A 12,635-nucleotide genomic window follows, 5' to 3' on the forward strand; every position below is an offset into this window, starting at 1 on the left:
AACAATAACAATGACAACACCTCTGTTTCGCCCCATTCAAGCTGCCGTCACCCGTGGCAAAGGCGCCCCCTTCGTGCTGGAACAGGCGCGTATTCGTGCGCCGCAAGGTGATGAGGTGCTGGTGCGCATCGTCGCCACCGGCATGTGCCACACCGACATGATCGTGCGCGACCAGTACTACCCCGTGCCGCTGCCAGCGGTGCTGGGGCACGAAGGCTCTGGCATCGTCGAGGCCGTTGGCCCTTTGGTACAGAACCTGGCCGTGGGCGACCACGTGGTGATGACCTACGGCTACTGCGGCCACTGCCTGGCCTGCGACGCCGGCCAGGCCGCCTACTGCCAGGACTTTTTCGGGCGCAATTTCAGTGGTGCTGGCCCCGAAGGCGAACATGCGCTGCAGGATGAACAAGGCTACGCCCTGAATGACCACTTCTTCGCCCAGTCGTCGTTCGCCACCTACGCACTGGGGCGCGAGAACAACACCGTGCGGGTGCCCAAGGAAGCGCCAATCGAGCTGCTTGGCCCGCTGGGTTGCGGTATCCAGACAGGCGCCGGCGCGGTGATCAACTCGCTCAGGGTCACCCCGGGCAGCGCCTTTGCCGCCTTTGGCGGCGGTGCGGTGGGCCTGTCCGCCGTGCTGGCCGCGCAAGTGGCAGGCGCCGCCACCATCATCGCGGTCGACGTGGTGCCTTCGCGTCTGGCGCTGGCCCTGGAGCTGGGCGCCACCCACGTGGTCAACAGCCGTGAAACCGACCCGGTGGCAGCCATCCGCGAAATCACCGGCGGCGGCGTGCAGTTCGCCCTGGAGTCCACGGGGCGCCCGGAAGTGCTGCGCCAGGCCGTGGATGCCCTTGGCAGCCGTGGCGCACTGGGGGTGGTCGGTGCGCCGCCGCTGGGCACCACTGCACAGTTCGACGTCAACGACCTGCTGCTGGGCGGCAAGGTCATTCGCGGCATCGTCGAGGGTGACAGCGTGCCGAAGAAGTTCATCCCCGAGCTGGTCAACCTGTACCTGCAGGGCCGCTTCGCCTTCGACAAACTGGTGCGTTTCTATGACTTCGAGCAGATCAACCAGGCCGCCGAGGACAGCGAAAAAGGCCTGACGCTGAAACCGATCATCCGTATCCAGAAGTAACGCCCCCAGGGGCAGCCATGGGCTGCCCCACGCCATAACAAGAACAAGGGAACCCCTGACATGATAAAGAACTCCAGCCTTGCCTGGGGCACGCTGGCCTGCGCGCTGGTTTCAGCCAAGGCCCTGGCTGTCGATGTGAATGCCGGCGACTACACGGCGCTGCCCCCAGGCACCAACGTCGCCGCCTGGTACCAGCAATTCAGCCGCGCCGACCGCTTCAACGGCGACGGTGCGCCCGACGCCACACACGGCACCAGCCTGCGCTCCAACATCAGCATCCTGCGTCTGATCCATTTCACCGAGATTGCCGGCATCACCGTGGACCCGCAAATACTCCTGCCCTTCGGCCATGTCTACGACGTGAAGGTTGGCGGGCAGTCGCTGGGCAGCAACAGCGGCATGGCCGACCCGATCATCGGTGCCACCTTCTGGCTGGTAAACCAGCCTGGGCTGGGCGCCAGCGGCCGCTACTTCGGCATTACCCCACTGCTGTACCTGCCGTGGGGCCGATACGACCGCGGCGCCGGTGTGAACCTGGGCGAAAACCGCTGGAAAGGCGACCTGCAACTGGGCTGGGTAGAACCGCTGTGGGGCCGCTGGTCCATGGAGTGGTATGCCGATGCCGTGTTCTATGGCAGCAACGACAAGGCCGGCAGCGGCAGCCAGACATTGCGCCAGGACACGACCTACCAGTTGCAGACCAACCTGCGCTACGACTTCAACCCGGCCCAGCGCCTGGCCCTGGGCTTCTCCGCCAGCGAAGGCGGCAAGCAGCACCTGTCGGGCGACTACACGGGGCAGAAGACCGAGGTGCAGCAAGTGCGTCTGGAGTTTCAGCAGATGGTCGGCAGCACCGTGCAGTTGAGCGGCCAGCTGACCCACGACACCCGCGTGGTCGGTGGTTTCCAGGAGGACACCGGGGTCAACCTGCGGGCGCTGCTGCTGTTCTGATGCTCGGCAGCCTTGACGCGCTGCTGGCAGCGGCGCAACGTGCGCAGTCAGCAGCGTGCCGTAAACCCTCACAAGGTGTACCCATGGATCGCCTACAACTCCAGTTGCACAGCGCCCGCCAGCAATTCGCCGAAGGCCTGCCGTTGCCCGCCGGGCTGCTGCCGGAACCTATCGAGCGCTCGTGGGAGCGTTCCAGGGCCGCCGGGCTCAGCCCGTGGCAACCGCGCCTGGCACACGGGCAGCTGGATGTGCTGCCACTGACCGAGGCCGACAGCCAACTGGCTGCCTGCGTGCAACCAGAGCTGGAACGGTTATGGGAGCTGATTGGCGATTCGCACTGGATGCTGTTTTGCGTCAACCCGGATAACCGCATTGTCCAGACCCGCAAGCCATCAGGCATCGACGGCCCGTTGTCGGCCCTGCACACCGGGCGCCGGGTCAGCGAGGTCGACGTCGGCACCACTGCCCCGGCCTGCACGCTGATGGACGGCCTGCCGGCGATCGTTGCCGGCAACCAGCATTACCTGCAGGAGTTTGCCCAGTTTTTCTGCGTCAGCGTGCCATTGCGCGGGGTCAATGGCGAGCTGCTCGGGGCGCTGGACCTGACCGGTATCGGCACACGCAATGCCGGGACCATGCTCGAACGCCTCAAACATGCGGCGCTGGCGACTGAAAACAATTTCTTCCACGGCCTGCCGGGCTGCCGCATCCTGGAGCTGCAACACGACCCAAGGCTGCTCGGTTCGCCACTGCAGGCGCTGCTGGCCGTGCACGACGATGGCACGGTGTACGCAGCCAACCGCGCCGCACAGCAGTTGCTGGGCGTGCCCAGCTACCGCCCTGAAGGGCTGACGCTGGAGCAACTGTTCGACCGCCCTGGCCACAACGGCCTGGATGGCTCGCCGCAGCTGCTGGCCTTGGCCGACGGCTCACGCCTGTATGGCCGGCTATTGGCGCAGCCTGCCGCCAAGCCACGGCCACTGCGGGCCAGCCACACGGCGCTGGGCAGCGACCGGCGGGTCAACGCCCGCTTCGCAGATGCCTGCAAGGCCGTGGCTGGAAACCTGCCGGTGCTGATCACCGGGCCGACCGGTTCTGGTAAAGAAGTGTTCGCCAAGGCGCTGCACGAACACTGCTGCCCACAGGCCCCGTTCATTGCAATCAACTGCGCAGCCCTGCCCGAGAGCCTCATCGAAGCTGAACTGTTCGGCTACACCGAAGGCAGCTTCACCGGCGCTCGCAAAGGCGGCGCCGTGGGCCTGCTGGAGTCCGCCGGCGACGGCATCTTGCTGCTGGACGAAATCGGTGACATGCCGTTGGCCCTGCAAAGCCGGCTGCTGCGTGCCTTGCAGGAGCGGCAGATCACCCGTGTTGGCAGCACCAGCAGCGTGGCGCTGAAGGCCCACGTTGTCGCCGCCACCCACAAGGACCTCGCCAGCCTGGTGAGCAGCGGCGGCTTTCGCGAGGACCTGTTCTACCGCCTGGACGGCCTGCGCGTGGCCCTGCCTGCCCTGGAACAGCGCCTGGACAAGGCGCAACTGATCGACAATTTCTTCCAGCGCCCAGGCTTCCCGCCGCTGGCGGCAGAGGCCAGGCGCCAATTGCAGGCCTACCACTGGCCGGGCAACCTGCGGCAACTGGACAACGTGGCGCGCCTGGTCGGGGTGCTGGCCGCTGGCGAACCGTGCATCAACCTGCAGCACCTTCCCGACGACCTGCAAGGCCAGGCGCACGTGACGTCGTGCAACCTTGCCGACGCTACCCAGGAAGTGATCGAACGCGTCCTGCTGGCCCATGCCGGTAACGTCAGCGCCGCCGCCAAGGAACTCGGTATCTCGCGCACTACCCTGTACAAGCGCCTGGGCAAGCAGTAACGCTCAGGCCGGGCAGCGTATCTGCTCCAGCCAGTAGGCCACATCCACCTCGTCGATCTGTTCGGCGCGCAGGAAGCGCTCGGCGTATTGGCGGTAAACCCCGCTGCTGATGAACAGCTGCAGCAGTTGCCCGTCGAGGTGCCCGTCACGGACCATGAACACCATGATCTTCACCGATTCGGACAAGGTCTTCGGCGGTTTGTAAGGCCTGTCGGCCGCTGTCAGCGCCTCGAAGATATCGGCAATCGCCATCACCCGTTCTGCAATGCCCAGGTCCTGCTCGCCCAGCCGGCGCGGGTAACCGCTGCCGTTCATCTTTTCGTGGTGGTTGCCAGCGATGTCGGGTACCCGCTTGAGGTGGCGCGGGAACGGCAATGAACTGAGCATGATGATGGTCTGCACGATGTGCTCGTTGATCTTGAACCGCTCTTCGTCATTCAGCGTGCCACGGCGGATCGCCAGGTTGTACAGCTCGCCGTGGTTGCTGGCGTGGGCTGGCAAGCGCATGTCGAACCCCCAGGTATTGCGCGGGTCGTCCTTGCCCACCGGCGGCGTGCGAGCGCCCCAGGGCACACAGTGCTCGGGGCGGTCGGCCAGCAATGGTTCCGCTACCGGTAGCGCAGGTTGCGCCACGCCGGCAAGGTGCTCCGCTTCATCACGGGAGATACCCAGGCGGTTATCGAAATGGCGCAGCCAGCGGCGCTGGCCGATCTGTTGCAAGCGCTGGATATCGGCGTCCTGCATGAACTCGCCGCCGATGTTGGCCTGGGCGACGAAGGCAAAGTCGCCCTGCAGCTCGGCCTGGGCAACGCTCAAGGCACGTCGTAAGGCCTGCGGCTCGGCACCGCTGGCCAGGCCCTGCCAGTAGGTAAGTTCGGCATCGCGCCAGAGCACTTCAAAACGCATGCGCACTTCATGAATGCGGTTGTACAGGGTCTCAAGCTTGGTCGCCTTGTCCACCACGTACTCGGGGCTGGTGACCTTGCCACAATCGTGCAACCAGGCTGCCACACGGAATTCGTAACGTTCGGCCTCGGTCATGCTGAAGCTGGCGTAGGGGCCACTGTCAGCTGCCACGGCCTGGTCCAGCAGCATCTGCGCCAGCTGGGGCACCCGTTCGCAGTGGCCGCCGGTGTAGGGGCTCTTGGCATCGATGGCGTCGGCCAGCAGCTTGATCATGGCATCCATCAGACGCCGCTGGGCTTCGGCCAGCTGGCGCGTCTCGATGGCCACCGCCGCCACCCCGGACAGCTCCTCGACAAAGCGCCGGAACGGCTGACCTGCCTGCGCACGCCCAGGCGCTTCGTCCAGTTGCAACAGCAGAATGCCCAGCAGCGCTTGGCTACGGTCATTGAGCACCACGGCCAGGCTATGCTCGTGCAAGCCCAGGGCTTGGGTCACTGCAACGGCCAGGCGCTGCTGGTCGCCTTTGTCCACGACCAGTTCAACCGGGTACTGCTCGCCACGGCAAGAGGCGGCCAGGCGCAGCAGTGCACGCTCGTCGTCGTACAGGTACACCACGCCGGCGTTGACCCCTGCGGCCTTCACCAGGTGGCTCAGAACACCATCAAGCATGTGCTCCAGGTCGCGTTCGCGGCTGAGCGTGAGGGTAATCGCCTGGAAGTTGCCGATGGTGCCAGACATGCGGCTCAGCACCTGGCTCAACTCACGCACCTCGGTCACCCGCGAATGCACCCCCACTTCACGGCCGAAATCGAAACCGGCCAGGCCCTGCACCTGTTCGGCCAAACGCCGCAACGGCCGAGCGATGCGCCGGCCAATCACACCGCCGAGCACCAGCAGGACGACCATCAGTGCCGCTGTCCAGAGCAACTGCTCGAACAACACCTTGCGTGCGCCGGCCAGCAACTCATCAGCCGGCACGGCAATCAGCACTTGCAGGTTCTGCCCGGCCAAGGTGGTCAGTTGCACGCGCATGCCGTACCAGGTCAGGCCATCCACCAGGTAAGGCTGCGGCTGGGTGCCTGCCGGCAGGTCGGCAAACAGGTGCTGCAAGCTGGCAATACCCAGTTCGCCAACGCTCGACAGGCGCACCCCCTGCCCCTCGTGCACGATCACCCGTTGCAGGTCTGGGTAGGCCACCACGCGGCCCTGGTCATCGACCACGACAATCTCGGTGCCGGGCGTCATGCGCAAGTCCTGGGTTTCGCTGGCCAGGTCATTGACCGACACGTCCATGCCGATCACGGTCCCCCCGTCGACGCTGCGCTGGGCCATGGTCAGGCCGACTTCCCGGGTGGTGAAAAACACGTAGGGGCGGGTCAGCACGGTGGTGGCTTGTGCTGCGGCTTCGACGAACCACGGACGCAGGCGCGGATCGTAGCGGTACTCGGGTTTGGCCTGGGTCTGCAACAAGTTCAATGCCCGGTCGTAGAAGCGCCATTCGCCTTGTACCGCCCCACCCTCACGGTTGACGCTTTGCACCAGAAACACCGTGCCTGGTGGCGCGCTGAAAAGTTGCAGCAATTGCGGGTCACGCAAGCGCCGTACCAGCAAGAAATCACCATTGGGGTAGCCCAGGTAGGCGGCGCTGAGCATGCGGTTGGCGTCGAGCGTTTCCACCAGCTGCGGCAACCGCTCCAGGCGCTGCGCCAGGGTGTGCGCGGCCGGGTTGTAGGCAAGCAGGCGGATACTGCTTTGCGCCGGGTCGATCAGGCGCCGGGCACGCTCGTCGATGGTCTTACCCATTTGCAAGGCGGAATCGCCTGCGGCGGCTACCAGGGTCTGGCGAATGCCGCGATAGCCTTGCCAGGCCAGGGCGGCGCCCAGCAGCAGCATACCCAGCACAATGGCCAGCGCCACCAGCCACTGCAGTGAAATACCCCATCCGGCGTTTCCAGAGGCACGACCATTCGACACGTAGCCCATCCCAGGTACTCCATGTATGGCGCATTGCCTTGGCTGATATCCGGAGCAGTGTAGAGTGCGCGTGAGCTTTTTGCTGGGGTTACGGAAATTAGTATGGGGTTAGGCCGTTCAGGTGCCTGCCGGTGGATTTGCAGCGCCTGTGAGATCGAGCGCCGCGCGGGGGCGCTCGATCTCACAGGCACGGCAAATAGTGCGCCAGGCGCTTAGGCGCGCAACTGGTACCAGGTGGTCTTGAGTTGTGAATACTTGTCGAACGAATGCAGCGACAGGTCGCGGCCAAAGCCCGACTGCTTGCCCCCGCCGAACGGCACCGTCACATCCAGTGCATCAACCGTGTTCACCGACACGGTGCCGGCCTTCAACGCCCGCGCGACCCGGTGTACCTGGTTGAAGTCATCGCTCCACACCGAGGCCGCCAGGCCATAGATGCTGTCGTTGGCCAGGCGCACCGCTTCTTCTTCCGTGTCGAAGGCGCTGACGGCCAGCACGGGCCCGAACACCTCTTCGCGCGCCAGCTTCATGCGGCCCTCGACACCGGCAAAGACAGTCGGCTCGATGTAGTTGTCCGAACCGTCGAGGGTCAGGCGCCGGCCACCACACACCAACCGCGCGCCCTCTTGCCCGGCACGCGCAATGGCGGCCTCGATGCGCCCAGTCTGCTCGGCATCGACAATGGCCCCGGCGCGGCTCGCCGGGTTCAGCGGGTTACCCGGCAACCACTGGCGGGCCTTGGCCTGCAGACGCTCGACAAATTCATCATGGATGGCGCGCTGCACGTACAGCCGCGAGTTGGCCGAGCACACCTCGCCCTGGTTGAAGAAAATGCCGAAGGCGGCCTTTTCCGCAGCCAGGTCCAGGTCCTGGCAGTTTTCGAACACCAGGTTGGGGCTCTTGCCACCGCACTCCAGCCACACCTGCTTGAGGTTGGACTGCGCCGAATACTGCATGAAGTACTTGCCCACCTGGGTGGAACCGGTGAACACCAGGCAGTCCACATCCGGGTGCAGGCCCAGCGCCTGCCCGGCCTGCTCACCCAGCCCCGGCACCACGTTCAGCACGCCTTCCGGCAAGCCCGCTTCCAGCGCCAGTTGGGCCAGGCGCAAGGCCGAGAACGGTGACTGTTCAGCGGGTTTGAGCACCACACTGTTGCCGGCGGCCAACGCCGGGGCCAGCTTCCAGGCGGCCATGTCGAGGGGGAAGTTCCACGGCACCACGGCCGCGACCACACCCAGTGCTTCGCGGGTGATGGTGGCCAGCGCATTCGGCGCCGTGGGCGCCACCTGGTCGTACAGCTTGTCCAGCGCCTCACCGTACCAGGCGAACACATGTGCCGAGCCCGGCACGTCGATGTTGTAGGCATCCATCACCGGCTTGCCCATGTTCAGCGAGTCCAGCAAGGCCAGTTCTTCGCGATGGGCCATGATCAGCTCGGCCAAGCGCAGCAGCACCTTCTTGCGCTCCCCAGGGGCCATGCGTGGCCACGGGCCTTGCTCGAAAGCTCGGCGGGCACTGGCGACAGCCAGGTCGACCTCGGTTTGGCCGCAGGCAGCCACCTGTGCCAATACCTTGTTGGTGGCGGGGTTGATGGCGGCGAAGGTGGCGCCGTCCTGTGCGTTGACGGGTTTGCCGTTGATCAACGCCTGGGACGGCAGGTACAGATCCGAGGCGCGTTGTTGCCAGAATTCGAGGGTGTACATTTGTACTCCTGATCGCTTTGGAGCAGTCTTTTCGTAAAGGCAACGCGCTCCCTGCTGGGGCGGGTTTATCCGCTCCAACAGGAAGTGTGCCGGGCTTGCGAGCGGGTTAGAGCTTGCCGACCAACCGCGCCGTGCGGTCAACGGCAATCCGGGTTTTCTCCACCAGCTCATCCAGCTCGCTGTGGTTGGCGATCAAGGCCGGCGCCATGATCATCCGGCCCAGGGTCGAACGAATGATCACCCCTTCCTCGAAACCAAAGGTGCGGCACTGCCAGGCCAGGTCGTTCTCGTTGGCAAAGCGCTTGCGCGTCGGCTTGTGCTCGGCGAACTGCAGCGCCGCCACCAACCCTGCCCCCTGCACCTGGCCGATCAACGGGTGATCGGCGAACACCTCACGCAGGATGCGTTGCAGGTACGGCCCGGTGTCGTCCTTTACCTGGCGCACGATGCCTTCGTCGCGCAACGCTTTGAGGTTGGCAATGGCCACCGCCGCCGCCACCGGGTGGCCGGAATAAGTCAGGCCGTGGGCGAACACCCCGCCACGCTCCACCAACGCCTCGGCAATGCGCTTGCTCAGCACCAGGCCGCCCATCGGCACGTAGCCGCTGGTCAGGCCCTTGGCAATCGACAGGGTGTCGGGCTCGAAGCCGAAGTATTCATGGGCGAACCATTCGCCGGTGCGGCCAAAGCCACCGATCACTTCATCGGCGCACAGCAGCACGTCGTACTGGCGGCAGATGCGCTGGATTTCCGGCCAGTAGCTTTCTGGCGGGAAGATCATGCCGCCCGCGCCCTGGAACGGCTCGGCAATGAAGCCGGCAACGTTTTCGGCACCCAGCTCGAGAATTTTTTCCTCCAGTTGCAGGGCGCAGCGGCGGCCGAACTCGGCCGGGGTCAGCTCGCCACCCTCGGCGTACCAGTACGGCTCGTCGATGTGCGCCACGTCCGGAATCAGCCCACCCATTTCGTGCATGAACTTCATGCCGCCCAGCGCCGTGGCCGCCAGGGTCGAGCCGTGGTAGCCGTTCCAGCGGCCGATCATGACCTTCTTGCTGGGCTGGCCGACCACCTGCCAGTAGCGGCGCACGGTACGGATCAGCACCTCGTTGGCCTCGGAGCCGGAGTTGGTGTAGATCGCGTGGCTGTAGTGCCCTGGCAGCAGGCTGAACAGCAACTCGGACAGTTCGATCACTGCCGGGTGGGTGGTGTGGAAGAACATGTTGTAGTAGGCCAGCTGGTCCATCTGCGTGGCGGCGGCGGCAGTCAGGTCACGGCGGCCATAGCCAAGCTGGGTGCACCACAGGCCGGACATGCCATCCAAGTAGCGCTTGCCCTCACTGTCCCACAGGTGCAGGCGCTCGCCACCGACGATCACCCGTGGCCCTTCGGCGTTCAGCGCCTTCTGGTCGAGGAAGGCATGGATGTGGTGGGCGGCATCGGCTGCCTGGTAGTCGCGGGTCTGGCGTTGCGGGGCGAAAGGCGCGTTCATTGTTGGTTTTCCTTTGCGGTGGGGTTGCAGGGTGGCTGGCACTCAGCGCAGCTTGCCCATGTAGCTTTCAAGCGGGTCCTTGCCCAGCACGCCCTGGGCATTGGCCAGCGCGTCGATGAACAGGGAGAACAGCTCGGACTGGGTACCGATGTCGAGCTTGGCGTAGACGTTCTTGCGGTGCGACTTGATGGTGTCTTCCGACACCCCCAGACGCTCGGCCAGCGACTTGGTCGAGTGACCGCGCAGAATCAGTTGGGCGATGCGGCATTCACGCTCGGTCAGCAACGAACTGCCGAAGTTGTTCAGCGCGGCGTGGATGCGTTGCTCGAGGATGTTCTCGAAGCGCCCGGCGCGGCTGTCCAGCCCGGCAAAATGCTTGCTGAGTACCGCCAGCACCCAAGGCGTGACAAGCCCGAACAGCGTGCGGCTTTGCCCATCGAGCTTGTCGGTGAAGGCCAGCGAAACCGCCAGGCTTTGCCCGTTCGCCACCTGCAGGATGTAGTTGAGTTCATCCTCAAGGTGCGAGTGGCGGTAGAACGACTGGTAGTACTCGCTGACCTCGAAATGGTCGGGCGCCACCTCGAACAGGCCGTAACAGCCGGATTCGACCTGTTCCACGCAAGCACCGTAAAACGGGTCGAGCAGGTAGAAGCCAGACAGGTAGCGGCTGACATTGCCCTCGGGCTGCCAAGGCGCCTTGTCGTCCTGCTCGAACAGCGCGCAGGGCATGCCATCGTGCGGGTACAGGTACACCGTGGTGGCCTGGATGGGCCGGATCACACCCAGTGCGGCAAACAGGTTGGCGGCAAAGCCCGGCCGGCCGATTGCCTCGGTGACCTTGGCCTGGTGCTCGAACCAGTGTTCTGAAAGCAATTGAGTCGTCACTGTGGGCCTGCCGTTTCTTTTCAGTGGCACCGCCGCCTGTGCGGTGCGTTGTTGACCAGATACTCCCACGGCCCTGCGGACACCGAAATCACCCTTTGGGGTGAGCCGGACAAGGTCCGCCCCTGCTCACCCCAAAGGGTGATTCCGGGTGCCTGCAGGGTGTGGGAGCATCAACCCGCCCAGCGCTGCGAGCCTTTCGCTCGACCTCCTTGCACAACGCCCACCGGTAGCGAGCCTGCTCGCGTACTGCGGTGTCCTGCATCCCTTTCCAGGAGTTAGCAATGCATACAACAACAAGTACAGCCCATAGCCCCGCACATAGCCCCACCCCGCATGCACCCACACAACCCGACGCCAGCACCGGCCGCTTGCGCAAGTCCATGGGGATGACCGCCCTGGTGCTGTTCGGCCTGGCCTACATGGTGCCCCTGGCCGTATTCACCACCTACGGGCTGGTCACTCAGATGACCAAAGGGCACCTGCCCACCGCCTACCTGCTGACCCTCGCCGCCATGCTGCTGACCGCCTACAGCTATGGCCGCATGGTCCAGGCCCACCCCTACTCCGGGTCGGTCTACACCTACACGCGCAAAGCCTTCGGTAGCCACATCGGCTTCATCACCGGCTGGACATTGCTGCTCGACTACATCTTTCTACCGCTGCTCAGCTACCTGCTGATCGGCATCTATATGTCGGAATACTTCCCGGCCATCCACGCCTGGGTGTGGGTGGCCGGCTCCATAGCCCTGGTCACCTTCCTCAATCTGATCGGTATCGAGTCGATCACCCGGGTCAACTGGATCCTGGTGGTGGTGCAGCTGGTGTTCATCATCGTCTTCGTCGCCCTGTCCGTGCTCAAGCTCAGTGGGCAGGCAGAGCCGGTGTCGCTGCTGGCGCCCTTTCACCACGAAGGCTTCAGTGTGCCGCTGATCATGACCGGCGCCGCCGTGCTGTGCCTGTCGTTCCTCGGCTTCGACGCGGTGTCGACCATGGCTGAGGAAACCAGCAACCCAACCTACCGCATTCCCGTGGCGATTCTGGCCGTGTCGCTGATCGGTGGCCTGCTGTTCCTGGTAGTGTCGTACTGCGCACAGATGGTGTTCCCCGACTGGGGCAGCTTCGCCGACCCCGATTCGGCCTCGGTGGACGTGATGCGCCGGGTAGGCGGCGAGCTGCTGGTAACCGCGTTCACCGCCACCTACGTGGCCGGCTGCTTCGCCTCGGCCATGGTGTCCCAGGCCAGCGTATCGCGCGTGCTGTTCGCCATGGGGCGCGACGGCGCATTGCCGCGGGCATTCGGCCAGCTGGCGACGAAAAAGCGCGTGCCGGCCACGGCCATCCTGGTGGTCAGCCTGGTGTCGATGATCGCCCTGGTGATCACCCTCGATACCGTCGCCAACATGATCAGCTTTGGCGCGCTGTTCGCCTTCTCGGCGGTGAACCTGGCGGTGGTCAAGCACTACCTGGTCGACCAGAAACTGCGCGGCGGCCGCAACTACCTGCTGTACGGTGCCATTCCTGGGCTGGGTTTTCTCAGCACGCTGTGGCTGTGGAGCAGCCTGACCAGCCTGTCGTTCACCATTGGCCTGTGCTGGCTGGGCATGGGCCTGGTAGTGCTGATGGGCCTGACGCGCGCATTCCGGGTGAAATTGCCGGAGTTGCAGATGGCCGAATGAGGCCGAACGTCGGGTGATAACTGGCCGTTATCACCCGAT

Annotated in this window: 8 protein-coding genes; 4 read left to right on the forward strand and 4 right to left on the reverse strand. The window is 64.8% G+C overall.

The features are described 5' to 3' along the window. The first annotated feature begins 10 nt into the window (after window positions 1-10). The 3 genes from AB5975_26825 (at window position 11) to AB5975_26835 (ending at window position 3,960) form a co-directional block, all read left to right on the forward strand. Window positions 11-1,135: an NAD(P)-dependent alcohol dehydrogenase gene (locus AB5975_26825; GenBank protein ID XDR20031.1), complete on the forward strand. Its 1,125-nt coding sequence runs from the start codon at window positions 11-13 to the stop codon at window positions 1,133-1,135. 60 nt (window positions 1,136-1,195) lie between these two features. Continuing rightward, on the forward strand, window positions 1,196-2,086 hold the full coding sequence (locus tag AB5975_26830; GenBank protein XDR20032.1) for a transporter: 891 nt from the start codon (window positions 1,196-1,198) through the stop codon (window positions 2,084-2,086). Between the two features lie 83 nt (window positions 2,087-2,169). Then, entirely contained in the window at window positions 2,170-3,960 is a 1,791-nt protein-coding gene (locus tag AB5975_26835) for a sigma-54-dependent Fis family transcriptional regulator (GenBank protein ID XDR20033.1), read from the forward strand. Window positions 3,961-3,963: 3 nt separating this feature from the next. On the opposite strand, the gene AB5975_26840 is transcribed toward AB5975_26835, so the two are convergent. The 4 genes from AB5975_26840 to AB5975_26855 all read right to left on the reverse strand — a co-directional run bounded on the left by AB5975_26840 (window position 3,964) and on the right by AB5975_26855 (window position 10,920). Further along, window positions 3,964-6,849, reverse strand: a complete 2,886-nt coding sequence (locus AB5975_26840; GenBank protein XDR20034.1) for an HD domain-containing phosphohydrolase — start codon at window positions 6,847-6,849, stop codon at window positions 3,964-3,966. A gap of 203 nt (window positions 6,850-7,052) precedes the next feature. Beyond that, window positions 7,053-8,546: an aldehyde dehydrogenase gene (locus AB5975_26845; GenBank protein ID XDR20035.1), complete on the reverse strand. Its 1,494-nt coding sequence runs from the start codon at window positions 8,544-8,546 to the stop codon at window positions 7,053-7,055. A 106-nt stretch (window positions 8,547-8,652) separates the two neighbouring features. Then, entirely contained in the window at window positions 8,653-10,035 is a 1,383-nt protein-coding gene (locus AB5975_26850; GenBank protein ID XDR20036.1) for an aspartate aminotransferase family protein, read from the reverse strand. A 42-nt stretch (window positions 10,036-10,077) separates the two neighbouring features. Further along, window positions 10,078-10,920, reverse strand: coding sequence for a helix-turn-helix transcriptional regulator (locus AB5975_26855; GenBank protein XDR20037.1), 843 nt, complete (start codon window positions 10,918-10,920; stop codon window positions 10,078-10,080). A 281-nt stretch (window positions 10,921-11,201) separates the two neighbouring features. Here AB5975_26855 and AB5975_26860 point away from each other — a divergent pair, with 281 nt between their 5' ends. Then, window positions 11,202-12,596 (forward strand): APC family permease, encoded by a 1,395-nt coding sequence (locus tag AB5975_26860; GenBank protein ID XDR20038.1) that lies wholly within the window; start codon window positions 11,202-11,204, stop codon window positions 12,594-12,596. The last annotated feature ends 39 nt before the right edge of the window (window positions 12,597-12,635 follow it).

Source organism: Pseudomonas putida (assembly GCA_041071465.1).
Taxonomy (GTDB): domain Bacteria; phylum Pseudomonadota; class Gammaproteobacteria; order Pseudomonadales; family Pseudomonadaceae; genus Aquipseudomonas; species Aquipseudomonas putida_P.